The organism is Rhizobium nepotum 39/7 (assembly GCF_000949865.1).
Lineage (GTDB): Bacteria > Pseudomonadota > Alphaproteobacteria > Rhizobiales > Rhizobiaceae > Agrobacterium > Agrobacterium nepotum.
Genome location: NZ_JWJH01000003.1, coordinates 169840 through 194790, shown reverse-complemented (window position 1 = coordinate 194790; position 24951 = coordinate 169840). Strand labels below are relative to the sequence as shown.

21 protein-coding genes, 1 pseudogene and 1 riboswitch are annotated in these 24951 nt (G+C 60.3%); of the genes and pseudogenes, 14 read left to right on the top strand and 8 right to left on the bottom strand.

What is annotated here, in order from left to right:
- Positions 1 to 119: 119 nt before the first annotated feature.
- Positions 120 to 353, bottom strand: a riboswitch (cobalamin riboswitch).
- A gap of 185 nt (positions 354 to 538) precedes the next feature.
- From argE to RS75_RS04080, 6 genes and pseudogenes are all read left to right on the top strand, one after another.
- Positions 539 to 1663, top strand: a complete 1125-nt coding sequence (gene argE / locus RS75_RS04105) for an acetylornithine deacetylase (protein ID WP_045017616.1) — start codon at positions 539 to 541, stop codon at positions 1661 to 1663.
- A 24-nt stretch (positions 1664 to 1687) separates the two neighbouring features.
- On the top strand, positions 1688 to 2614 hold the full coding sequence (locus RS75_RS04100; RefSeq protein WP_045017614.1) for a 2-hydroxyacid dehydrogenase: 927 nt from the start codon (positions 1688 to 1690) through the stop codon (positions 2612 to 2614).
- A 26-nt stretch (positions 2615 to 2640) separates the two neighbouring features.
- Complete coding sequence (locus tag RS75_RS04095) at positions 2641 to 2997, top strand: cupin domain-containing protein (protein ID WP_045017612.1); 357 nt, start codon at positions 2641 to 2643, stop codon at positions 2995 to 2997.
- 297 nt (positions 2998 to 3294) lie between these two features.
- Positions 3295 to 3477 (top strand): annotated as a pseudogene (locus RS75_RS04090) (aldehyde dehydrogenase family protein); the annotation flags it as partial.
- A 106-nt stretch (positions 3478 to 3583) separates the two neighbouring features.
- Positions 3584 to 4627 carry a tartrate dehydrogenase gene (locus tag RS75_RS04085; RefSeq protein WP_045017608.1) on the top strand — a complete coding sequence of 348 codons (1044 nt, stop codon included), beginning with the start codon at positions 3584 to 3586 and terminating at the stop codon, positions 4625 to 4627.
- A gap of 15 nt (positions 4628 to 4642) precedes the next feature.
- Positions 4643 to 6100, top strand: a complete 1458-nt coding sequence (locus RS75_RS04080; RefSeq protein WP_045017875.1) for an NAD-dependent succinate-semialdehyde dehydrogenase — start codon at positions 4643 to 4645, stop codon at positions 6098 to 6100.
- A gap of 93 nt (positions 6101 to 6193) precedes the next feature.
- On the opposite strand, the gene RS75_RS04075 is transcribed toward RS75_RS04080, so the two are convergent.
- Together RS75_RS04075 and RS75_RS04070 are read right to left on the bottom strand one after the other, a co-directional pair.
- Entirely contained in the window at positions 6194 to 7468 is a 1275-nt protein-coding gene (locus RS75_RS04075; RefSeq protein ID WP_045017607.1) for an NAD(P)/FAD-dependent oxidoreductase, read from the bottom strand.
- Between the two features lie 15 nt (positions 7469 to 7483).
- On the bottom strand, positions 7484 to 8152 hold the full coding sequence (locus tag RS75_RS04070; RefSeq protein WP_045017605.1) for a haloacid dehalogenase type II: 669 nt from the start codon (positions 8150 to 8152) through the stop codon (positions 7484 to 7486).
- Between the two features lie 324 nt (positions 8153 to 8476).
- Between RS75_RS04070 and RS75_RS04065 the strand changes: the two genes are divergently transcribed.
- From RS75_RS04065 to RS75_RS04035, 7 genes are all read left to right on the top strand, one after another.
- Positions 8477 to 9313 carry a GNAT family N-acetyltransferase gene (locus tag RS75_RS04065; RefSeq protein ID WP_045017873.1) on the top strand — a complete coding sequence of 279 codons (837 nt, stop codon included), beginning with the start codon at positions 8477 to 8479 and terminating at the stop codon, positions 9311 to 9313.
- A gap of 14 nt (positions 9314 to 9327) precedes the next feature.
- Positions 9328 to 10701: an aspartate aminotransferase family protein gene (locus RS75_RS04060; protein WP_045017603.1), complete on the top strand. Its 1374-nt coding sequence runs from the start codon at positions 9328 to 9330 to the stop codon at positions 10699 to 10701.
- A 284-nt stretch (positions 10702 to 10985) separates the two neighbouring features.
- Positions 10986 to 11669, top strand: coding sequence for an HAD-IA family hydrolase (locus tag RS75_RS04055; protein WP_407691513.1), 684 nt, complete (start codon positions 10986 to 10988; stop codon positions 11667 to 11669).
- A gap of 94 nt (positions 11670 to 11763) precedes the next feature.
- Positions 11764 to 13374, top strand: a complete 1611-nt coding sequence (locus tag RS75_RS04050; RefSeq protein WP_045017599.1) for an ABC transporter substrate-binding protein — start codon at positions 11764 to 11766, stop codon at positions 13372 to 13374.
- 199 nt (positions 13375 to 13573) lie between these two features.
- On the top strand, positions 13574 to 14524 hold the full coding sequence (locus tag RS75_RS04045; RefSeq protein WP_045017597.1) for an ABC transporter permease: 951 nt from the start codon (positions 13574 to 13576) through the stop codon (positions 14522 to 14524).
- Entirely contained in the window at positions 14524 to 15375 is an 852-nt protein-coding gene (locus RS75_RS04040) for an ABC transporter permease (RefSeq protein ID WP_045017595.1), read from the top strand. Before RS75_RS04045 ends, RS75_RS04040 begins: the two co-directional genes overlap by 1 nt.
- A complete protein-coding gene (locus tag RS75_RS04035; protein WP_045017593.1) occupies positions 15375 to 17030 on the top strand; it encodes an ABC transporter ATP-binding protein in 1656 nt (551 codons plus the stop codon). Before RS75_RS04040 ends, RS75_RS04035 begins: the two co-directional genes overlap by 1 nt.
- A 158-nt stretch (positions 17031 to 17188) precedes the next feature.
- On the opposite strand, the gene RS75_RS04030 is transcribed toward RS75_RS04035, so the two are convergent.
- Positions 17189 to 17665: an Lrp/AsnC family transcriptional regulator gene (locus RS75_RS04030; RefSeq protein WP_045017871.1), complete on the bottom strand. Its 477-nt coding sequence runs from the start codon at positions 17663 to 17665 to the stop codon at positions 17189 to 17191.
- 231 nt (positions 17666 to 17896) lie between these two features.
- Here RS75_RS04030 and RS75_RS04025 point away from each other — a divergent pair, with 231 nt between their 5' ends.
- Positions 17897 to 19222 (top strand): NAD(P)/FAD-dependent oxidoreductase, encoded by a 1326-nt coding sequence (locus RS75_RS04025; RefSeq protein WP_045017591.1) that lies wholly within the window; start codon positions 17897 to 17899, stop codon positions 19220 to 19222.
- An 87-nt stretch (positions 19223 to 19309) separates the two neighbouring features.
- Here the strand turns inward: RS75_RS04025 and RS75_RS04020 are convergent, their stop codons facing one another.
- The 5 genes from RS75_RS04020 to RS75_RS04000 form a co-directional block, all read right to left on the bottom strand.
- Entirely contained in the window at positions 19310 to 20245 is a 936-nt protein-coding gene (locus tag RS75_RS04020) for an ABC transporter substrate-binding protein (RefSeq protein ID WP_045017589.1), read from the bottom strand.
- Between the two features lie 121 nt (positions 20246 to 20366).
- Positions 20367 to 21305, bottom strand: a complete 939-nt coding sequence (locus tag RS75_RS04015) for an ABC transporter substrate-binding protein (RefSeq protein WP_045017587.1) — start codon at positions 21303 to 21305, stop codon at positions 20367 to 20369.
- 25 nt (positions 21306 to 21330) lie between these two features.
- Positions 21331 to 23136: an amino acid ABC transporter permease/ATP-binding protein gene (locus tag RS75_RS27370; RefSeq protein ID WP_084686428.1), complete on the bottom strand. Its 1806-nt coding sequence runs from the start codon at positions 23134 to 23136 to the stop codon at positions 21331 to 21333.
- Between the two features lie 13 nt (positions 23137 to 23149).
- Positions 23150 to 23707 (bottom strand): GNAT family N-acetyltransferase, encoded by a 558-nt coding sequence (locus RS75_RS04005; RefSeq protein WP_045017585.1) that lies wholly within the window; start codon positions 23705 to 23707, stop codon positions 23150 to 23152.
- 22 nt (positions 23708 to 23729) lie between these two features.
- Entirely contained in the window at positions 23730 to 24917 is a 1188-nt protein-coding gene (locus tag RS75_RS04000; protein ID WP_045017584.1) for a M20 aminoacylase family protein, read from the bottom strand.
- Positions 24918 to 24951: the final 34 nt, after the last annotated feature.

The following is a 24951-nucleotide window of genomic DNA, read 5'->3' as shown; positions in this document are numbered from 1 at the left end:
CAAAACGCGTGGCGACAAAGCGGCGGCATGTGTGGAGATGGAGAACGGGACACGGAATACGTTTCCGCAGACGGAAAGGTCATAATCAGCTCCTCTTCCGGGCATCCCCGCCCGTAACGATGGTTCATATTATGACGGCAGGTCTCCTGGCTCACGAATATGCGCCGTTCATCTGCCTTCCCGCATCCCGAAGGACACAGTGGCATGACGCTTTGAGGCGTCACGAGGATGAACGGCAATCCGCTTACAGTTGCGGGGGCAGCCACGGCATTGGGCGATTAAATCACCCGCACCATGTTCCCTATTAATCCCTTTGCCTTTCGGCTTCAGGAACCGTCACGTTCTGACATAAGGGGCAAGTGGCGGGGCGTCAATTGCGATATTCGACTTTGAGGAAGGTTGCCGGTCACACCAGCACGAATTTTCTGAAAGCACTGGAAGGTCACAACAATCTACCGAAATCACCCGCATTTCAGCAGATAAACGCCGCAGGCCACTCTAAGCTTGCGCGATGACAATCCGGTCAGCGGAGACGGCCATGAACGCAATCGAAATCCTTGAGCGTCTCGTCGGTTTCCCGTCGATCGTCGGAACCGCCAATGGCGACATTGCCGGATGGATCGCCGATTATCTGGAAAGTCACGGCGCCAAAGTCTCCCTGCTTCCCGGGCCGGAGGGTGACCGCGCCAATCTGTTCGCCACCTTCGGGCCAGCAGATCGTGCCGGCTATATTCTGTCCGGCCACATGGATGTGGTGCCCGCAGGAGAACCGGAATGGTCCTCCGACCCCTTCTCGCTGCGGTCTAAAAACGACCGTCTCTATGGGCGCGGAACCACCGACATGAAAGGCTTCCTGGCGACTGTTCTGGCCGCCGCACCGGCATTTTCGCGTCTGGCGCTGAAACGGCCCGTGCATATCGCCTTTTCCTATGACGAAGAGGCGGGCTGCCGTGGCGTTCCGCATCTGATCGCCCGATTGCCGGAGCTGTGCGCTCCGCCGGCAGGCGCGATCATCGGCGAGCCGAGCAATATGCGGGCCGTTCGGGCGCATAAGGGCAAGGCCGCCGCGCGCATCGCCATCCGTGGCCGCTCCGGCCATTCGTCGCGCCCGGACCAGGGGGTGAACGCCATCCACCTGATGACCGGCATCATGGCAAAAGCCGTCGAGACGGCGGATGCGCTGATGCGGGGACCGTTCGAAACCACTTTCGAGCCGCCCTATTCCTCGCTGCAGATCGGCACCGTCAAGGGCGGTCAGGCGATCAACATCATCCCCGATTTCTCGGCCATCGAACTGGAAGCGCGGGCGATTTCCGGCGTGTCGCCGCTCGCCCTGCTCCAGCCGGTTCGCGACAGCGTCGAGGCGCTTGCCGCAAAGGGCGTCGACATCCAATGGACGCCGATGAGCGATTATCCGGCGCTTTCCTTGCCAGCCGATGCTCCACTCGTTCTGCTTCTGGAGGAATTGACCGGCACGGCCTGTCTAGCGGCCGTCAGCTACGGCACGGAAGCGGGGCTTTTTCAGGCTGCGGGCATCGACGCCATCATCTGCGGGCCGGGGGATATCGGCCGCGCCCACAAACCGGACGAATTCATAACGGCAGGCGAACTTTCGGCCTGCCAGTCGATGCTGGAAACACTCGCCAGCCGTTGCACGGTTTAAACCTTCGGGAAATATGGATTTCAGATGACGTTTCTCTTCAACTCCGACGCAAAGCGCGGCGAAATCTTCCGGCAGGCTCTGGCCGCCGACCTGCCTGATCTGCCGTTTTCGATGGATGCTTCCAGTGTCGATCCGGACGCGGTCCGTTACCTGATCACCTGGGTAGTCCCGCAGGACATCGCCCGGTATCGCAATCTCGAAGTCCTGTTTTCGATCGGTGCAGGTGTCGACCAGTTTCACATCGAGGCCATCCCCGAGACGGTGAAGGTCGTGCGCATGGTGGATGAGGGCATCATCCGCATGATACAGGAATATGTCTGCCTCGGCGTGCTTGCCCTTCACCGCAACCTGCCGGTCTATTTGAAACAGCAGCGCCAGCAATTGTGGAGGCCCCTGTCGGGCCAGCGTCAGGCGGAAGAGTGCCGGGTGGGCGTTCTCGGCCTCGGCATGCTGGGCGTTGCGGCGCTGGAGCGGCTGAAACCTTTCGGTTTTCCGCTCTCCGGCTGGAGCCGCTCACCGCGCCAGATCGAAGGCGTCATCTGCCACCATGGCGAAGAGGGGCTGGCCGCCATCCTCTCTACCAGCGATATTCTCGTCTGCCTGCTGCCGTTGACCGACGAGACCACGGGGCTTCTGAATGCCGGGCGCCTCGGGATGCTTCCCGAGGGTGCCGCCCTGGTCCACACCGGGCGTGGCAAACAGCTTGACCATGACGCCCTCATCGACGCGCTGGACAGCGGCAGGCTTTCAGGCGCCATGATCGACGTCACCGATCCGGAACCCCTACCGGAAGACCACAATTTCTGGACGCACCCGAAAATTCTCCTGACACCGCACATCGCCAGCGTCACCCAGCCCCATTCCGCCGCCCGCACCATTGTCGAAAATATCAAACGATACCAATCCGGTCTCGAACCGCTCGGCCTCGTCGACCGCGGCCGTGGATATTGATTACACCGCTCCAAGAAAGGACATCCATGCCTCTCCTCAAGACAATCGACACCAAACCCACCTTTGAACCGAAAGCCTCCAAGGCCTTGCCTGAACGTCTTATCGCCGGTGATCCGTCGTTCAAGACGTGGCCGCTGGATGAAGCCCGCGACGGCACCGTCCACACCGGCATCTGGGAAGCGACCCCCGGCGAAAGCCGCTCTATCAAGGGCGAAACATTCGAGTTTTGCCACATTCTCGAAGGCGTCATCGAGATCACGCCGGAAGGCGGTGCGCCGCTGCGTTACACGGCGGGCGACAGCTTCGTCATGAAACCCGGCTTTGTCGGCGTCTGGAAGACCATCGAAACCGTGCGCAAGATCTACGTTACGGTCACGGGGTGATTTGTTAAGCCAAATTCTTGGCATTCCGGCCGGTGGACAGGCGTTTTTGCGAAAAACCGCCGGCCGGCAATCGGATGCTGGACCCGTGCCTGCATGGGTGTCATCCCCGAATATTTTTCGGCCGGGATTTGCACCCCGGACGAAATGCAGCAGTTCCCAGTAAGCGACTTATGTCCGCCGAAGATTGCGCTGTGGGCAGCCTGCAAAACAGGATTTTCGTTCATTACCCCACCGCAGTCGGTCAATACTGCTTGCCATCAAGGGGTAGCGTTGAGGCATATCCAAAGAGGATTCCACATGACGCTCAGCTTCGATCCAGACAGCTTATCTCTCCCGATCGGCCATTTCATCGGCGACCGGCTGATCCCGGCTAAAAATGGCATCGACATGCATCGCCCTTCGGACGGCGTCGAATATGCCGGCTGCCCGAAAGCGGATGCGACGCTGGTCGATGAGGCCGTGCAAACCGCCAAGGCCGCGCGGCGGCTACAAGCGCTCCGGCACTGGCAAAGATCTCGGGCCCGAGGCTATCTTGCCAACCGCAAGAGCAAAAGCGTCCTTATCGGACTGTAACAGGGGAAACATCTTGAAAACGCATCGCATCGCACTCATTCCCGGAGACGGCATCGGCCGCAGCGTGACGGAGGCGGCATGGCAGGTTCTCAATGCCGCAGCAAAAAGTTCCAATTTTGCGCTTGAAGGAACGGAATTTCCGTGGTCCTGCGCCTTCTACAAGGAAACGGGCGCGATGATGCCGAAAGACGGCATTGAAACCCTGCGCGGTTTCGATGCCGTCATGCTCGGCGCGGTCGGCTGGCCGGCGGAGGTGCCGGATTCGGTCTCGCTGCACGGCCTGCTGCTGCCGATCCGCAAGGCTTTCGTGCAATACGCCAATATCCGTCCGCACCGGCTTCTGCCGGGTGTGCAAGGGCCACTCAAGTCCGATGGTTTCGACATCCTCTGCATCCGCGAAAATACCGAAGGCGAATATTCCGGCGCGGGCGGACGTGTACACCAGGGCACCGGGGACGAGGTTGCTGTCGAAACCTCCATCTTCACCCGCAAGGGCGTGGAACGCATTTTGCGCTTTGGCTTCGAGCAGGCGCAGAAGCGCCGTGGCAAGCTGGCTTCGGTCACCAAGTCGAACGCCCAGAAATACTCGATGGTGTTCTGGGACGAGGTGACGCAGAAGCTCGCTGATGAATATCCTGACGTCGAGGTTTCGAGCTATCATATCGATGCCATGGCGGCACGCATGGTCATGGCGCCGGAAAGCCTCGATGTCGTGGTCGCCTCCAATCTCTTCGGCGATATTCTGACCGATCTCGGCGCTGCCATTCAGGGTGGTCTCGGCTTTGCCGCCTCCGCCAATATCAATCCCGATCGCTCCGCCCCGTCCATGTTCGAACCGGTGCATGGGTCCGCCCCGGATATCGCCCATCTCGGCATCGCCAACCCCATCGCCGCCATCTGGTCCGGCGCGATGATGTTTGAGCATCTTGGCGAGACCGACGCGGCCGCGAAGATCATGACGGCACTGGAAACAGCGACCGGCAGGGGTATCGGCACGGTACCGGGCAAGGACAAGACGGACACCATAACCGCTGCAATTCTCGCAGCACTCGACTGATTTTGGAGGAACATGATGCAGGGCTTGAAGGACAAGGAACTCTTTCGCCAGACGGGTTTGATCGGCGGCGCATGGCAAGCGGCGGCAACGGGCAAGACAGTCGACGTGATCGACCCGGCAACGCAGGCGGTTATTGGCACCGTGCCGGATATGGATGGCGGTGAAACCCGCGCGGCGATCGAAGCCGCCAATGCCGCCTTCGGGCCGTGGAAGAAAAAGACCCACGCCGAACGGGCGGCACTTCTCGAAAAATGGTTCGCGCTGATGATCGAGCATATCGATGATCTCAGCCTGATCCTCACCACCGAACAGGGCAAACCGCTCGAAGAAGCCAAGGGCGAAATCCGCTATGGCGCGTCCTTCGTCAAATGGTTTGCGGAAGAGGCCCGGCGCATCAGCGGCGGCACCATCCCCTCCCCGACGCCGGATCGCCGCATTGTGGTGCTGAAGGAGCCTGTCGGCATCTGCGGCATCATCACGCCGTGGAATTTCCCAAACGCAATGATTACCCGCAAGGTCGCACCAGCCCTTGCGGCCGGCTGCACCGTCGTCATCAAGCCTTCGGAATTCACACCCTATTCGGCGCTGGCGCTCGGCGTTCTCGCCGAACGGGCCGGCATTCCCTCAGGCGTCATCAACATCGTCACCGGCATGCCGACGGATATCGGCAACGAGATCATGGCCAACGAGACGGTGCGGAAGATCTCCTTCACCGGCTCCACCCGTGTCGGCTCACTTCTGATGCGTGGTGCGGCCGACAGCGTGAAACGGCTGTCTCTGGAACTCGGCGGCAACGCGCCATTCATCGTTTTTGAGGATGCCGATCTGGATCTCGCCATTGAAGGCGCGCTCGTTTCGAAATTCCGCAACGGCGGCCAGACCTGCGTCTGCGCCAACCGCATTCTCGTTCAGGCGAGCGTTTATGACGCGTTTGCGAAAAAACTCGCTGCCCGCGTTGACGCCATGCGGGTCGGCCCCGGAACGGAGGCCGGTGTTTCCATCGGCCCGATGATCAACGAGCCGGCAATCGCCAAAATCCGTGCGCATATCGACGACGCCGTTTCCAAGGGTGCCAAGATCATCACCAAGGCGCATGATCTGCCGGAAGGTCCGCAATATACCGCACCCGTGGTGCTGACGGGCGCCACGACCAAGATGCGTCTGGCGAGCGAAGAGACCTTCGGGCCGGTGGCCCCGCTCTTCCGCTTCGAGACGGAAGAAGAGGCAATCGCCATAGCCAACGGCACGCCCTTCGGTCTTGCCGCCTATTTCTATACCGAAAGCCTCAAACGCGCCTGGCGCGTGGGCGAAGCGCTGGAATTCGGCATGGTCGGCCTCAACACCGGCGCGATCTCCACCGAGGTCGCACCTTTCGGTGGCGTCAAGCAATCCGGCCTCGGCCGCGAAGGCGCGCAGGCCGGTATCGAGGAATATCTGGAAATAAAGACGTTCCACATTGGTGGACTTGCCTGACGACTGTTTCTTTCTCCCCGCCTAAAGGGCCGCTCTGCGGCCCTTCTTTTTTGTACCCATGCAACAAAAAAGCGGCCCGGAGGCCGCTTTGAATTACTGGAACTTGTCGAGCATCTTATAATAAAGCCCGACGAGCGGCAGAAACCAGGGCTTGCCGAAATGGCCGGGAACGGCGGGCCAGTCCAGCCCCTTCAGCGGGTTGGTGTCCGGGCGGCCAAGAATGGCGTCGGCCATCGTCATGCCGAGATGGGTGGAAAGCTGCGCGCCGTGGCCGGAATAACCCATGGCGTACCAGACGCCATCCTGAAAACCGGCGCGCGGATAACGGTCCTTGGTCATGTCGACCAATCCGCCCCAGCAATAATCGATCGGCACATGGGCAAGCTGCGGGAATATGCGGTGCAGGCTTTCCGTCAAGATCGCACCGCTCTTGGCATCAGAACGCTGGTCCGATGTGGCGGAAAAGCGCGCGCGGCCGCCGAAGATCAGTCGGTTATCCGGCGCAAGCCGGAAATAATTGCCGATATTCATGGTGTTGACGTAGGTCCGGTTGCCCGGAACAGACGCCTGCACTTCGGCATCCGTCAGCGGCCGCGTGGCGATAATGAAACTGCCGACTGCGATGATGCGGCGGCGGAAATAGCTGAAGCCGGAGGGCGTGTAAGCCCCGGTCGCGACAAGCACATTATCGGCAGTCACCGTGCCACGCGTGGTTTCCAATTCGTGGATCTTGCCGTTCTGGATGTGTTTCGTCACCGCCGCATTTTCGAAGATCACTGCGCCATGGCGGCTGGCGGCTTGTGCAAGGCCGGCCACATAGCGGCCCATATGCATCATGGCGCTCTTCTTGGACAGCATGGCGCCATAAAAGGGAGAGCCTATTTCCGCCTTGAGATCGTCAACCGACAGAAGCGCCGTATCGGGATCGACCTCGGCATGAACAGCCTCGAAATTCTTCGCCAGCCCTTCGAAATGCTGCGGTTTCGACGCCATTTTCAGCTTGCCGGCACGGCGGAAATTACAATCGATCCCCTCCTCGGCGATCAGCGCCTCCAGCGTATCGATCGAATCGTCCAGCGCCTTATAGATGGCGATGGCGCGCTCCTTGCCGAGTTCCGCCTTGGCGGAGAGGTAGGAGTGGGCAAGGCCATTGTTGAGGTGCCCGCCATTGCGGCCGGAAGCGCCCCAGCCAACGCGCTGCCCCTCCAGAACGACGACGCGCGCGCCAGCTTTTGCGAGCTGGCGCGCAGCGCCCAGACCCGTAAAGCCGCCACCGATGACGGCCACATCATAGTGGCCTTCGACAGGACCTTGCGCCGCCCTCGCAAACAGGGGCGCCGTGTCATGCCAATAGGAGACGAGCTTCATGATCCGATCCTTTCCTTACAGTCCGACGACGCCCGCAAGACCGGAAATATCGGAGATTTCCGTGTAACCATAATAGGGATTTGCCGGTTCGTGGCCGCGATTGACCCAGACCTTGTTCTTGATGCCGAGATCATGGGCAGACATCAGGTCGTAGCGGAAGGAGGACGAGACGTGCAGAATATCCTCCGGGCCGCAGCCGAGCATGTCGAACATATATTCGAAAGCCTTGAAATGCGGCTTGTAGGCCTGTGCCTGTTCGGCCGTATAGACGGCATGGAACGGCGCGCCGAGCTTTGCCACATTCGACATGATCTGCGAATTCATGGCGTTGGACAGGATGACCAGCGGAATTTCCTTGGCGACCTTGGAGAGACCGGCCGGAACGTCCGCATGCGGACCCCAGGTAGGAACGCGCTCATAAACCATTGCCGCATCTTCGTCCTTGAAGGCCACACCGTTGCGCTTGCAGGTGCGCGACAGGGCGTTATGCACGACTTCGGCGTAAGGCTTCCAGTCATGCATGACCTCGTCCAGGCGATAGGCAGAGAAGTCCTTGATGAATTCCTGCATCTCGGCCTCATCCAGACGATCACCATAGAGATCGCGGGCAGCTTCGGCCATCTGGAAGTGGATCAGCGTACCGTGGCAATCGAACGTGATGTATTTCGGGCGGAAGATGGTCATGTCGTCGTCATCCTTTGCTGGGGATCGAAAGTGGCCGTGATATCAGGATTATAGAAAGCCTTTGCCGGACCGGCGCACCGCAATTGCCGGTCGCGAAAGCAGATTGTTGCGTATCCGACCACGAGATTGGCACAGAGTTGCGTGCGCCCATCCGGCCATTCCACGCCGCCCTCCCTTTTGCCCGGCAGTGGCGAAGGACACGCGGCATAAGATGCGGCGGCGGGTAAAAGCAACAGCGAAACATATCGAACCTTGCCATTCGTCGGGACAATGTTCTTTGGCCGCCGGTTTATCAATGAACGAGAAGAACAAACGGAGTGGGCCATGCAATCCAGCCTGATCGATATCCAGAATTTCGAGCCTCATCACCTCGACGCCGCCGTTGAGCTTTCCCGGCAGGCCAGCTGGCCGCACCGCAAAGAAGACTGGGCGCTTGTCCTTTCACTCAGCAAGGGTTTCGTCGCTCTGGAGAGCGGCCGGGTCGTCGGAACGGCGATGGCAACACTTCTGGGAGACACCTGCGCCACCGTTAATATGGTGATCGTGGACGAGGTGATGCGCGGCCGGGGTCTCGGGCGCCAGTTGATGAATGCAGCCCTCGACGCCGCCGAAAATCGCGAATGCCGCCTGACCGCCACCGCCGATGGTCTTCCGCTTTACGAGAAGCTGGGGTTCGCCGCCTGCGGCGAGGTACTCCAGCATCAGGGTATCCCAGTTGCGATCGATAAGCCGGCCGGTGTGACTTGGGCGGAAATCGTTGTTCCAGCCGAGCTTGCAGCACTTGATGCGCAGGCTTTTGGCGCGGACCGCACAGCACTCTTTGCCGAACTTGCAGATAGGGCACGTTTTGCGGTCGTGCGACAACAGGGCGTCATCAAGGGTTTTGCGGCGCTGCGCACGTTTGGCCGTGGCGAAGTCATCGGCCCGGTTGTGGCGGAAAATGCCGAAACTGCACGCGATTTGATCGCCTTCGTGCTTTCCGAGCGCCCCGGCGCATTCCTGCGCGTCGATACCACCGCCGTTACGGGCCTTGGCCCCTGGCTTGCCGAACACGGCCTTGGCCATGTTGGCGGCGGCATCGCCATGCGGCGGGCCGAAGCCGAAATCCCCGTCGACAAAAAACTGAAAACATTCGCATTGACCAGCCAGGCGCTGGGCTGAATCTGGAGAAACCAATGTTAAGCAATTCACTGATCGAGCTCGACCGCGCCCATCTGGTGCACCCCGTCTCTTCTTTCCGCGGCCATGAAAAGCTGGGCGTGCGGATATTGAAATCGGCAAAGGGCGCCACCGTCACCGACATGACCGGCCACCAACTGATCGACGGCTTTGCCGGCCTCTGGTGTGTCAATGCGGGCTACGGCCACGACAGCATCGTCGAGGCGGCGGCAAAGCAGATGCGGGAATTGCCCTATGCGACCGCTTATTTCGACATTGGCAGCGAACCGGCGATCCGGCTGGCCTCCGAACTGGCCGACCGCGCGCCGGGCGATCTCAACCACGTCTATTTCACGCTCGGCGGTTCCGATGCGGTGGACAGCACCATCCGGTTCATCCGCTATTACTGGCACGCCAAGGGCCAGCCGCAGCGCGACCAGTTCATTTCCATCGAACAGGGTTATCACGGCTCCACAACGGCCGGTTCGGGCCTGACCGCCCTGCCCGCCTTCCATGCGGGTTTCGGCGTGCCTTACGACTGGCAGCACAAGATCCCGTCGCATTATGCCTATCGCAACCCTGTCGGTAGCGATCCGGCCGCCATCATCGCTTCTTCCCTGCAAATCCTGAAGGACAAGATCGAGGCCATTGGCCCGGAACGGGTCGCCGCCTTTTATGCCGAGCCCATTCAGGGCTCCGGCGGCGTTCTGGTGCCGCCGCCGGGCTGGATCAAGGCCATGCGCGAACTCTGCCGGTCCTATGGCATCCTCTTCGTCGCCGACGAAGTGATCACCGGCTTCGGCCGCACGGGACCGCTATTTGCCTGTGCCGACGAGGATATCGTGCCGGACTTCATCACCACCGCCAAGGGTCTCACCTCCGGCTATGTGCCGATGGGTGCGGTCTTCATGGCCGACCATGTTTATGATACAATAGCCGACTTCGCGGGCGATGCCGCCATAGGGCACGGTTACACCTATTCCGCCCACCCCGTCAGCGCTGCCGTCGGTCTCGAAGTGTTGAAACTTTACGAGGGCGGGCTGCTGGAGAACGGCCGTCGCGCCGGTGCGCGGCTGATGGCCGGACTGGAAGGGTTGAGAAGCCACCCGCTGGTTGGTGATGTGCGCGGCCGCGGCATGCTCGCTGCCATCGAACTCGTGACCGACAAGGACAAAAAAACACCGCTGCCGGCTGCGGCGGCCCCTGCACGCAAGGTTTTCGACCGTGCCTGGGAGAACGGCCTTATCGTGCGGGCCTTCGCAAACGGCGTTCTCGGTTACGCGCCGCCGCTCTGCTGCACCGACAGCGATATCGACACCATTGTCGAGCGGACGCTGAAAACCCTCGATCAGACGCTCGAGGACCCGGCCGTTCGGGCCGCCATGGCCTGAGACGAAAGACGGATGGCGTTGCGACACCTTCTTGAAATGTCGCAACGCAGCACATATTCGCAATATTCTGCCGAAGTCTCGAGCCTTTTCGGCGAATCCGGCGCGCTGGAAGTGCCAAACTATCTTTAGAAAAACGCCAAACGCCCTAAAGAATGGGCGTTAACAACAATAGGAACGGGGCAAGCATCCCGTCCGGGAACAGAATAAAATGCCGCAGCCTTCCCACGAGGCGCGTGGCATAGCGGAGACCGACATTGCCCAAGAAATTGCGCGACTTCAAATATATGAGCTTCGATGTGGTTGGAACACTCATCGATTTCGAAGGCGGCCTGAAAACGACGCTTGTCGAGATCGGTGCTGAAAACGGCGTGGAGATCGACGGTGAAAAAGCCCTCGGGCTTTACCGCGCCGCCCGCTACTCCGACGCGACCGACCTGTTCCCGGACGATCTCGTCCGTGTGTACCTCGCCATCGCTCCGGAACTCGGCTTGCCGGCGGAGCGCGCCTTTGGCGAACGCCTGCGCGACGCGGCAAAAAACTGGAAAGGCTTTGCAGACAGCCGTGCCGCCATGGCTGAGCTTGCCAGGACGCATCGTCTCATCGCCATGACCAATGCCCAGCGCTGGGCCTTCGAATATTTCTCCAGGGAACTCGGCAATCCCTTTCATGCCGCTTTCACGGCTGATGATACCGGCACGGAAAAGCCCGACCCCGTTTTCTTCGAGAAGGTTTTCGCCTTCGTAGAAAGCGAAGGCGCATCGAAGGACGACATTCTGCACGTCGCGCAAAGCCAGTACCACGATATCGGCATTTCACGGAAACTTGGAATGACCAATTGCTGGATAGAGCGTCGCCACGCCCAGAAGGGATATGGCGGCACGATCGAGCCGGAAAACTTTACCGAACCGGACTACCACTTCACCTCGATGGCCGGCCTTGCCGAGGCCACGAGGCAGACGGGCGGTTGAGACCATCCTTGCCTGTGGCACCACGCGCCAGGACGCGGGTGCCGGAAATTTCTGCAAACGCTATTTCAACAAATCATACAATAAGGGGAAGACCATGAGTGACAGGATTACAAACTGGACCCGCTCCGACGATGCCGCCGTTGAACAGGCGATCCGGCGCGGCGCGACACGGCGAGAACTGCTGCACATGATGCTGGCGGGCGGCGTGGCGCTTTCCGCCGGTTCGGCCATTTTCGGCCGCGCCTCGCAGGCCGTGGCGGCCACCCCCGTTTCCGGCGGTACGCTGAAGGCGGCCGGCTGGTCCTCTTCCACCGCCGATACGCTCGACCCGGCGAAAGCCTCGCTTTCGACGGATTACGTTCGTTGCTGCGCGCTCTACAACCGCCTGAGCTTCCTCGATGTTTCCGGCACGCCCCAGATGGAGCTGGCCGAATCCATCGAAACGAAGGACGCCAAGACCTGGACCGTGAAGCTGCGTTCCGGCGTCACTTTCCATGACGGCAAGGCGCTGACCGCCGACGACGTGGTCTATTCGCTGAAGCGTCACCTCGACCCGGCCGTTGGTTCGAAGGTCGCCAAGATCGCCGCCCAGATGACCGGCTTCAAGGCAATCGACAAGAGCACCGTCGAGATCACGCTGGCAAACGCGAATGCCGACCTGCCCGCTATTCTGGCTCTGCACCATTTCATGATCGTCGCCGACGGCGCGACCGATTTCTCCAAGGGCAACGGCACCGGCGCCTTCAAGCTGGAGAAATTCGAACCCGGCGTCCGCTCGATCATGTCGAAAAACACCAACTACTGGAAACAGGGTGGCCCGCACGTCGATAGCTTCGAGTTCTTCGCGATTTCCGAAGACAATGCCCGCGTCAACGCACTCATTTCGGGCGATATCCATCTTGCAGCAGCGATCAATCCGCGTTCGATGCGCCTGCTCGACAAGCAGGAAGGTATCGTGCTGTCCAAGGGAACGTCCGGCAACTACACCAACCTCAATATGCGGCTGGACCAGGCTCCGGGCAACAATGCCGATTTCATCGCCGGCATGAAGTCGATCATCAATCGTGAGCAGATCGTCAAGGCGGCGCTGCGTGGCCTCGGCGAAGTCGGCAACGACCAGCCCGTGCCGCCAATGAGCCCCTACCACAATCCGGACCTGAAGCCGAAGGCCTTCGACCCGGACAAGGCGAAGTTCCACTTCGAGAAAGCCGGCCTCATCGGCCAGTCCATCCCGGTCATCACCTCGGATGCCGCAAACTCCGCCGTGGACATGGCGATGATCATCCAGGCGTCGGCCGCAGAAATCGGCGTCAAGCTGGACGTGCAGCGCGTTCCTTCCGATGGTTACTGGAGCAATTACTGGCTGAAGGCGCCTATACACTTCGGCAACATCAACCCGCGCCCGACGCCGGACATTCTTTTCTCGCTACTTTACGCCTCCGACGCACCGTGGAACGAAAGCCAGTACAAGTCGCCGAAGTTCGACAAGATGATGCTCGAAGCACGCGGCATGCTGGACATGGAAAAGCGCAAGCAGATCTACTTCGAGATGGAAACGATGATCGCCGACGAAGCCGGAACCATCATTCCCGCCTATATTACCAACGTCGACGCCATCTCCTCCAAGCTGAAGGGACTGGAAGCCAATCCGCTCGGCGGCATGATGGGTTACGCCTTTGCGGAACACGTCTGGCTCGAAGCCTGATAGACCATGGGGCCGGGCGCTGATGCGCCCGGCAACCTTTCCGCCAGTGCGGAAAGCCTCCATAGCTGAACGGGATGGCGAGAAATGTAAGCGGTTTTCGCCTGAAATCCCGCTCAAGCTATATAATTCGGATCATGATGATTTCAGGTCGATCCGGCCTGAACTCATCATGACCCAGGCAGGTCGCAGGAGCATGTGAATGAACAGCCGGATATTATCCCTTATCGCCAGGCGGCTGGTCGTCATGCTGACGACGCTGCTTATCGTATCGTTTATCGTCTTTTCCGCCACCAGCCTGCTGCCCGGCGACACGGCGACGATCCTTCTTGGCCAGTCGGCGACGCCGGAGGCCGTGGCTGGCCTGCGAACCGCCATGCATCTCGACGACCCCGCCCTTTTGCGTTTCGTCCGCTGGCTCTTTGGCCTGCTGCGCGGCGAACTCGGCACGTCCTACGCCAACAATATGGCGATTGCCGACCTCATCGGTCCGCGTTTCATCAACTCCATGAAGCTTGCCGGCATCACGACTGTTATCGCCGTACCGCTGGCGCTGACGCTCGGCATCAGCTCCGCCATGCTGCGCGGAACGCTTTATGACCGCGCCGTCACGATCCTGACCATCGGCGTCATTTCCGTGCCGGAATTCATGATCGCGACGCTCGCCGTTCTGCTTTTCGCCGTGTACCTGAAATGGCTGCCGGCCCTGTCGCTGGTCAGCGAGGTTCATACCCTGTTCGATGTGCTGCGGGTTTACGCCATGCCGGTCATCACCCTCACCTTCGTGGTGTCGGCGCAGATGATCCGCATGAGCCGCGCCGCCGTCATCGAAACGCTCGATACGCCCTATGTGGAAATGGCGCTCTTGAAGGGCGCGCCGCGCATGCGCATCGTCCTCCGCCACGCGCTTCCCAATGCGCTCGGCCCCATCGTCAATGCGGTCGCCCTGTCGCTCTCCTATCTCGTCGGCGGCGTCATCATCGTCGAGACCATCTTCAATTACCCTGGTATCGCCAAGCTGATGGTCGATGGCGTCGCGACCCGCGACCTGCCGCTGATCCAGAGCTGCGCGATGATTTTCTGTGTGGGTTATCTCCTCCTCATCACCACCGCCGATATCATCGCCATCATGTCCAATCCGAGGCTGCGCTGATGGCCGAGCATATCAAAACAACGTCGGGGAATTCGCGTTTGGGTTACAAGATCAACGTAGTCGGCGTTTTCGGCTTTCTCGTCATTTTTCTCTGGGCCATGGTGGCGATCTTCGCGCCTTATCTCATCCCGCATCCAGTCGGTGAAATCATCGATCTCGATTATTTCGGACCGATGACCTCCGATCTCTGGCTCGGTTCCGACTATCTCGGCCGCGACGTGTTTTCCCGCATTCTCATGGGCGCGCGTTTCACGGTCGGCATCTCGCTTGCTGCCGTCACGATCGCCTGCGTGTCCGGCGTCGTTCTCGGCATGAGCGCCGCCGTGGTCGGCGGCTGGTTCGATGCGGTACTCAGCCGCTTTCTCGATGCGGTGAACTCCATTCCGAGCAAGCTTTTCGGGCTTGTGGTCGTCGCCGCCGTCGGCTCTTCCATTCCGGTGCTGATCGTCACCCTGTCGGTGATCTATACGCCGGGCGCCTATCGTTTCGCCCGGGCGCTCGCCGTCAACGTCAACACCATGGACTTCGTCACCGTCGCCCGCGTGCGCGGCGAGAGCCTCCTGTACCTCATTACCTCCGAAATCCTGCCGAACATCATCCGCCCAGTGCTTGCCGATCTTGGCGTGCGTTTCGTGTTCATCGTGCTGCTGCTGTCGGGCCTCTCCTTCCTAGGTCTCGGCCTGCAACCGCCAAATGCGGACTGGGGCGCGCTGGTGCGTGAAAACATCGGCGGCCTGCCCTTTGCCGCGCCGGCCGTCCTCTTCCCGTCGCTGGCAATCGCCAGCCTGACGATCAGCGTCAACCTGCTGATCGACAATCTGCCGCAGAAAATCCGCGACAGGAGCGAATAATGACTAATCTCGTTGAAATCCGTGGACTGAAAGTCGAGGCGACCACCGATTCCGGCCGCCGCATCGAAATCATCAGGGGTGTCGACATCGATATCGCCGAGGGTGAAATCGTCGCGCTGATCGGCGAAAGCGGCTCCGGCAAGACGACCATCGCGCTGTCATTGATGGGTTATGCCCGCCCGGGTTGCCACATTTCCGGCGGCAGCGTTACGGTGGCGGGCCGGGACATGGTGCAGCTTTCGGAAGCAGAACGGGCGACCATTCGCGGCACGAAAATCAGCTATGTGCCGCAGAGCGCGGCAGCCGCCTTCAACCCGGCACAAAAGATCATCGATCAGGTCATTGAAGTCACCCGCATTCACCATCTGATGCCGCCGCAGGAGGCGCGCGTCAGGGCGGTAGAACTGTTCAAGGCATTGTCGCTGCCCAGCCCCGAAACCATCGGCGACCGTTATCCGCATCAGGTTTCCGGCGGCCAGCTTCAGCGTCTTTCCGCCGCCATGGCGCTGATCGGCAACCCGGAACTGGTGATCTTCGACGAACCGACCACAGCACTCGACGTGACCACACAGATCGAAGTTCTGCGCGCTTTCAAATCGGCGATGCGCAAGGGCGGCATCGGTGGCGTCTACGTTTCTCACGACCTTGCCGTCGTCGCCCAGATTGCCGACCGGATCGTGGTGCTGAAAGGTGGCGAGATACAGGAAACCGGCACCACTACGGATATTCTGGAGAATGCGCAGCATCCTTATACGCGGGAGCTGCTGACCGCCTTTAACGACAAGGTCCGCGCCGTAACACCGCTCAGACAGAGTGACGCAAAGCCGCTTCTGGATATCGAAAATCTGATCGCCGGTTATGGAACGAAAGGTAACGACCGGATGCCGCTGGTGCGTGCGGTGGATTCCGTCAGCCTTGCGGTCTATCCCGGCCGCAATCTCGGCATCATCGGCGAATCCGGCTGCGGAAAATCAACGCTGGCGCGCGCCATTGCCGGCATTCTGCCGGCCGCAAGCGGTCACGTCGTCTTCGAAGGCCGGCAACTGGATGCCGACGCCCGGTGTCGCACCAGCAATGAGCTGCGCCGTATGCAGATCGTTTTCCAATATGCCGATACGGCGCTCAACCCGGCAAAACCCATCGAGGACATTCTTGGCCGGCCGCTGACCTTCTATCATGGTATGAAAGGCAAGGCCCGTGACACCCGCATCGACGAATTGCTCGACATGGTGAAGCTGCCGCGCTCGGTTCGCAACCGCCACCCTTCCGGCCTGTCGGGCGGGCAGAAACAGCGCGTCAATTTCGCCCGCGCGCTCGCCGCCGAACCATCGCTCATCATCTGCGATGAAATCACTTCGGCGCTGGACACGGTCGTCGCAGCCGCCATCATCGATCTGCTCGGCGAACTCCAGCGAGAACTGAACCTCTCCTACATCTTCATCAGCCACGACCTTTCTGTGGTGGAAACCATCTGCGACGAGATCGTCGTGATGTATGGAGGGCAGAAAGTGGAGCATCTGGAGACCGAAGCGATCAAATCCCCGACCCATCCCTATTCGAAACTCCTGTTCTCCTCAGTACCGAAGCTCGACCCGAAATGGCTCGACAGTCTCCAGCAGGATGCGGAGCTGGTGCGGGCGTTCTCCAAGAAGTAACAACATCACTTTCGTCATCCTCGGGCTTGTCCCGAGATCTGCAACCGTCTGATTCTGCGAGACGTGGGTAGATCCTCGGCACGAGGCCGAGGATGACGTTGAGTATGAAGCGACGCGTCTCGGCACTTCGGCACCCCTGCAAAGGGACGTCCATCGCCTCAGAGCGGAAACAGGCTGGTCAGCGGCATATGCGATTTGATGATCGGCGATTTCAGCACCACGAAGCTGAAATATTTGTCGATGCCGACATCCATATCCGTCAGGCGTTCCATGATCAGCTGATATTCTACGATGCCTGAGGTGACGAATTTCAGCAGATAATCGTAGCCGCCCGATACCAGGTGGCATTCCACCACCTGATCGACCTTTTCGATGACGCCGAGGAAGCGGGCGAAATCGATCTGGCGGTGGTTCTTGAGCGTGATCTCGGTAAAGACCGTCAGCGTCTGACCGAGCTTGTTGATGTTGATCTGCGCCGAATAACCTTCGATGTAACCCTCGGACTGAAGTTTCTTCACCCGCATCAGGCAGGGGCTCGGCGAGAGGTTGACAAGCTCCGCCAGCTCGACATTGGTGATGCGACCGTTTTTCTGGAGTTCGTAGAGGATCTTGATATCGATCCGATCGAGTTTCATCACTTTGCAGAACCCCTTTTTTGTTTTTTCGTACACGCGGCATAAAATTCTGATGCGGCATTGAAAATCTTATCACATGGGCGAGCGCTGTCGACGCGGTGATGTTTTTTTCATTCAGCATAAAGAGTTGCAGACATGCCGCCGAACGGCAGGAGATTCTGACAATCGGCGTAGTCTGGCAGCGTTTACCTGACGAGCAAGGTAAATTAGGACGAATACAAGGAGCCCGACATGCCTGCCCCGCTGCAACAGATCACGACATCGCCGGAACTGCCGAAATCTGCGGACGCCGTTATTATCGGCGGTGGCATCGTCGGGGTTTTCGCTGCCTATTACCTCGCCCGTCGCGGCCTGAAAGTGGCGCTCGTCGAAAAGGGCCTGATCGGCGCGGAACAATCCAGCCGCAACTGGGGTTGGTGCCGGCAGCAGAACCGCGACGCCCGCGAATTGCCGATTTCAACGCAGAGCCTGGCGCTCTGGGAACGGTTTGCCGCAGAAAGCGGCGAAGACACCGGTTTCCGCCGCTGCGGATTGTTCTACCTGAGCAACAACGAAGCTGAAATTGCCGGCTGGGCGCGCTGGCGCGACTTTGCCATCACCGCCGGCGTAACGACGCATATGTTGAGCGGGGATGAGGCCAGCGAACGTGGCCGCGCAACCGGAAAACGCTGGAAGGGCGGCGTGTTTTCGCCGACGGACGGCACGGCCGATCCTTCGATGGCGGCCCCCGCCGTCGCGCGCGCCATCATGAAACTGGGCGGCACGGTACACCAGAACTGCGTAGCGCGCGGGCTGGAGACGGAAGGTGGCCGCGTCAGCGCCGTCGTTACCGAAAAAGGCACCATCCGCACCAAAACCGCCATCATGTCCGGCGGGGCCTGGGCGTCCTCCTTCTGCCGCCAGCTCGGCATTCGTTTTCCGCAGGCCTCTGTCCGCTCCTCCATCCTGTCCGTCACACCGGGTGCGGAAGGCCTGCCGGATGCGCTGCATACAAAAGCCGTTTCCGTAACGCGCCGGAACAACGGCGGTTACACGCTCGCCATCAGTGGTCTCGGCCGTATCGACCCGACGGCGCAGCAAATGCGTTTTGCGCGCGAATTCGTTCCGATGTTTCTCAAGCGCTGGCGCAGCCTGCGGCCAGGCGGGCTGGAGGGTATTCGCGGCGGCCACGAAACGCTGAAACGCTGGCGGCTCGATGCACCGACGCCGATGGAGCGGGTTCGTATTCTCGATCCTAAACCGAATGCTGCCGCCATTCGCGAGACCCACAAACGGGCGCTGGAACTTCTGCCCGCCCTCCGCAAAACGCAGATTTCCGCCGCCTGGGCCGGTTTCATCGACAGCACACCGGATGGTGTGCCAGCGATCGGCGAAACCAGCGAATTGCCCGGTTTCATCCTCGCCGCCGGGTTCAGCGGCCACGGTTTCGGCATCGGACCGGGCGCTGGCCATCTGATTGCCGATATAGTGACGGGTTCAACCCCGATCGTCGACCCCACCCCCTATCATCCCAGCCGTTTCCAAGGTTCGGCGTGGGGCAAGGTCGCCGATTTCTGATTTTTCTGCTCAGGGCAACTGACGCACAAAACAACACCCGCAGGCATAACCTGCGGGTGTTGTAGTCCGCCGCATTGTTTCGACCGGTCAGCTTTTCGGCAGGCCCGGAGGGTTGGTGCGCGATTCCGGCAAAGCCTCTTCCGAAAGCTGCCAGCGATCCAGTATTTTGGCATACGCGCCGCTCTTGATCAGGTCATTGGTAGCGAGCGTCAGAGCATCGGCCAGTCCTGAACCCTTGCGGGTGGTGATGGCGACATCGGAACGTTCCGGCCAGCCGGCAGAGAGCGTCCCGACACGCTTGATGGTCTTGTCGCGCGCCGCGATGAAGACCAGCTGCGCATGCGGCTGAACGATCACATCCGCCCGCCCCGCCGAGAGTGCGACAAGCCGCGTGGCCTCGTCATCATAATATTGTAGCTCGAGTGGCTTCAATCCGGCAGCGACATTCTCGTCGTTCCATTTCAGCAGAATACGCTCCTGATTGGTGCCGGCCCCGACGATGATCCTCAGACCCGCCGCATCCTTCGGCTCCCTGATGGCAGTGATGCCGCTGTTGGACTTGACGAAGAAACCGTGCAGGCCCTGACGATAGGTGGAAAAGTCGAACTTTTCCTTACTCTGCTCGGTCACGCCGACATTGGAGATGACGGCATCGTATTTTCCTGAGGCGAGGCCGAGCGGCCAATCCGCCCAGGCCACCGCCACCAGTTCCAGTTCGAGGCCGAGGCTGTCGGCCACCGCAAGGGCATAATCCGGGTCGGCCCCGACCACGGTTTTCGCGTCCGTCGCATAGGTTGCAAGCGGTGGGCCGCCGGGTGCAACGGCGACGGTTAGTTTGCCCGGCGTGAAGAATTTGAAGTCTTTCGGAATGGCCGCTATCGCGCCGGCGTCTTTTTCCACCCGGATCCGGCCAGGCTGGTCCGGTGAAAGATCGAAAACATCGGTTGCGAAAGCCGATCCGAAACCTGCGACGGAGAGAAAAGCACCGAGCGCGACTGTCGCGAGACGAGAGGTGAACGTCATTCTGGTTCCCCGATAAAATGATTGCGGGACGGAGGTAGCGCGGACGGGAGGATGCCCGCGCTACCGGCTGAGTGATGTCCCACCTTCAACTCAGCTTGTTAGCAACTCAGCTTTTGGTAACTCAGCTCTTGGGCAGGCCGGGCGGATTGGTGCGGGATTCGGTGATGGCTTCCGAGCCAAGGTTCCAGCGCGCGAGGACCTTGCCGTAATTGCCGTTCTTGATCTGGGCGTTCAGCGCCACCGTGACGGCTGCGGCAATGCCCGCATCCTTTTTGGACGCGACGGCTATTTCCGCCGCTTCCGGCCAGCCGCCGGAGAAGGTGCCGACGAGCTTGGTCTTCTTCTGGCTTGCCGCCTGGAAGGCCGATGTTGCGTTAGGCCCAAGATAGGCGTCCGCGCGGCCGGATTGCAGGGCGATATCCAGCACGGCCTGATCGTCGTAATATTGCACCTCGGTATCGGCCAGCCCCTTAGCCTTGTTGTCCTTGATCCATTTCAGCAGGATCTGCTCCTGATTGGTGGAAGCGCCGACGATGACCTTCAGCCCGGCCACATCCTCGGGCTTGCCGATGGCCGTTACCTTGCTGTTGTTGCCCACGTAAAAACCGAGCAGATCGTTGCGGTAGCTGGAAAAATCGAACTTTTCCTTGCGCGCTTCCGTCACCGTGATGTTGGAGGTAACGGCGTCATATTTGCCGGACGCAAGACCGAGCGGCCAGTCGGCCCAGGCGATCGGAACAAGCTGCAGCTCAAGGCCGAGGCTGTCGGCAACCAGTTGGGCGATATCCGGCTCGACCCCGATCGGCGTTTTTGTATCGCTCGCATAATCGACCAGCGGCAGGCGGAACGGCACGGTCGCGACCGTCAGCTTTCCGTCAGCAATGAACTTGTGGCCAACGGGAAGAAGCTTGATCGCCTCTTCTACCTTCTCAGTGCGCACGCGCCCCTTCTGTTCCGGCGAAAGGTCGACTTCCTGCGCATGCGCAGCCGGTATCAGCGCAGTGGTAGCGGTGAAAAGACCGCCTGCAAGCAACGACAATAGTTTCGATGAAAAAGCCATGCGAGTGTTTCCTTTGTTGTTTTGATTAAAGAACTTTTGCGAGGAATTCGGCGGTGCGCGGGTGATCCGGACTGTTGAACACCTTTTCCGGCGTGCCCGTTTCGATGATGCGGCCCTGTTCCATGAAGACGACCCTGTCGGAGACTTCGCGGGCAAAGCCGATTTCGTGGGTGACGATGATGAGGGTGACGCCTGAGCGGGAAAGCTCCTTGATGACGTCCAGCACCTCGTTGACGAGTTCAGGATCGAGCGCGGATGTCGGCTCGTCGAACAGCAGCACCTTCGGCCGCAGTGCCAGCGCCCGGGCAATCGCCACGCGCTGCTGCTGTCCGCCGGAAAGCTGGCGGGGATAGGCGCCGGCTTTTTCGGCAAGGCCGACGCGGGCCAGAAGATCACGCGCCTCGGCCTGCGCCTGCTCTTTCGATATGCCCCGAACCGCGACCGGTGCTTCGACGATGTTCTCAAGCGCGGTAAGGTGTGGGAACAGGTTGAAGCTCTGGAACACCATGCCCACCTCGGCGCGGCGCTTGAGGATTTCCCGTTCCTTCAGCTCATAAAGCGTGTCGCCCTTTTGACGATAACCGACCAGTTCGCCGTCTATGGCGATGAAACCGTCATCGACGCGCTCCAGATGGTTGATGGAGCGCAGCAATGTGGATTTTCCAGAGCCGGATTGGCCAAGAATGGTGGTGACGCTGCCTGCGGGAATGGAAAGGCTGATATCATCAAGCACTTTCAGCGACCCGAAGGATTTCGAAACACCGTGGATATTGACCGACCCGCCGCGATTTCCGAGCTGGAAGCTCACGGCGTGGGCAGGCACCGAACGCTCGGGCCTCGCGGCTGTCGTGGCCACCGTTTCTACGTTTTCAGGCAAGCGTTTGCGCGGCAGGAAGGTGCGGTAGATCGTGGCGAACAGCGACGGCGGCGGATTACGCAGCGCGCCGCGTGAAAAATGCCGCTCGATATGGTGCTGCACGATCGACAGCGCCGTCAGGATCACCAGATACCAGACGGTCGCGACCATCAGCAGCGGGATCACTTCCAGATTGCGGCGATAGATGATCTGGATCGTGTAGAACAACTCCGGCAGGGCAAGGATGTAGACCTGCGACGTGCCCTTGGCGAGGCCAATGATATCGTTGAAGGCGGTGGGCAGGATGGAGCGCATCGCCTGCGGCAGAACGATGCGGGCAGCCTGCCGTCTGCGGGGAAGGCCGAGTGCGGCAGCGGCTTCCAGTTGACCCTGATCGACCGAGAGAATGCCGCCACGCACGATTTCGGATGCGAAGGCGGCCTGATTGAGCGTCAGCCCCAGAACGGCGGCGGCAAACGGCGTCATCAGCTGCGTGGTATTCCAGCTGATGAAGTTGATGCCGGTATAGGGCACGCCGATCGTCACGGTCTCATAGAGATAACCGAGATTGTTGAGGATCAGCAGAAGCACGATCAGCGGGATCGACCGGAAAATCCAGATATAGGTCCAGGATACGGCAACCAGAAGCGGCGAGCGGGAAACGCGGGCAAGGGCAAGCAACGTTCCCAGCACAAAGCCGAACACGGCACCTAGTGCCGTCAGCAGCAGTGTGCGGCCGAGGCCGACCAGCACCGGTTCGGCAAAGAACCATTCCGCAAACACGTCCCAGCCCCAGCGCGGATTGCCGAAAACGGAATGCAGGACGGCGGCGATAATGAGAACGGAGAAAACCGTGCCCACCGTCCGCAACGGATAACGGGCCGGAACGATGCGGAAATGGGAGTAACCGCCCTTGATCGGTTCACCCTTATGGTCGCTCACCGCAACATGCGGAAAATCAGAGGCTATCGTCATCGGAAAAAGCCTTTCACGGGTGGGCCGGGGAAGATTGCGGCCGGGTAGCCGGTATCGGCGCTCCGTCCGCAACGGAGGTGGAGACGGTATCGGAGAGCCATTTCTCGAAGGGCAGCGACTTGATCGTCTCGGGGTCGGCCGACGTGTCGAACAGAGCGCGATAACCGTTGGTGAGATAAAGGCCGACCGCTTCCGGTTGGCGGAAGCCCGTGGTCAGATAGACGCGGGCATAACCCTGCCGGAACGCCTGCTGCTCCAGTTCCTGAAGCACGATTTTCGCCAACCCCTGCCGGCGGTGGGCCGAATGGGTCCAGACCCGCTTGAACTCGGCGGTTTCTTCGTCGTAACGCATGAAAGCGCCACCAGCGATTGCCTTGCCGCCGCGCAAAAGCAGCAGGAAGTTGCCCGATGGCGGGCTGAAGGCCTCCGGCGGATATTTGTTCATTTCCGCCTTGGCGCCTTCCGCATTGAAATATGTGCCGTAACGGCTGTCATATTCGAACAGCAACTCCTCCAGAAGCGGGGTTGCGAGCGGATCATTGACCGATGTGTAGAGAAAACTGTCGCTCATCTCGTTGTCCTAAACTCGTGCATCAGGAGAGGTATGCTTCCGCCAGACGCACCCAGAAGCGGGCCGCAGGCGCGATGATCGCATCGTTGAAATCGTAGTGGGGGCTGTGCAGCGGCGCACTGTCGCCATTGCCGACGAACAGATAGGAGCCTGGCCGCTCGAGCAGCATGAAGGCGAAATCCTCGCTCGCCGTTCGCGGCTGAAACCCTTCGGCAACCTGCTCGGCGGGAAAATGCCGTTTCGCGACATCGCGGGCAAAAACCGTCTGCGTGACGTGATTGATGACGGGCGGGAAGCCACGGGAATAGGTGACGTCGGCCCTTGCGCCAAAGCTTTCCGCCTGCGCCTTTGCAAGGGCGGGAAGCCGCTCCTCCAGCCTGTCGCGTACGGCGGGCGAAAAGGCCCGCGCGGTGATCTGGAGTTCGACACTTTCGGGAATGACGTTGGAGGCCGTTCCGCCATGGATGGAGCCCACCGTCAGCACCGCCATCTCGCGCGGATCGACATTGCGCGACACGATGCTCTGCAAGGCCGTGATGAAGCTTGCCGAGGCCAGAACCGGATCGACCGTTTCATGCGGCGCAGCGCCATGTCCACCCTTGCCGATGATCCGCACCTTCGCCTTGTCAACGGAGGCCATGGCCGGCCCCTCGACAAAGCCGAACTGGCCGGTTTCGACACCCGGCCAATTGTGCAGCCCGAACACCGCATCAACGGGAAACCGCTCGAACAACCGGTCCTTTATCATCGCTCTGGCACCAGCGCCGATTTCTTCGGCAGGCTGGAAAATCAGTGTCAGCGTGCCGGAAAAGCGCGATGTTTCGGCAAGATAACGGGCGGCCGCGAGCAGGATCGTCGTGTGGCCGTCGTGGCCGCAGGCATGCATCACACCCTGCGTCTGGCTGGCATAGGCAAGGCCGGTTTCCTCGATGATCGGCAGGGCGTCGATATCGGCGCGGATGCCCAGACGCTTGTCACCATGACCACGTTTCAGGGTGGCGACAACGCCATGGCCGCCGACACTTTCCGTCACCTCATATCCGAACGACAGGAGATAACGGGCAACAAGCGCCGCCGTGCGTTTTTCCCCAAGCGAAAGCTCCGGGTGCCGGTGGAGATCGTGCCGAATGGCGATGCTTTCCTCGAGAAAGGCAAGGATTCCCCGTTCGGCGTCGTCCTGCGGACGCGCGCCGTCAATGCGGATATTCATGGTTCTGGTCTCCTGCGCCGCGCTTTACCCGCAC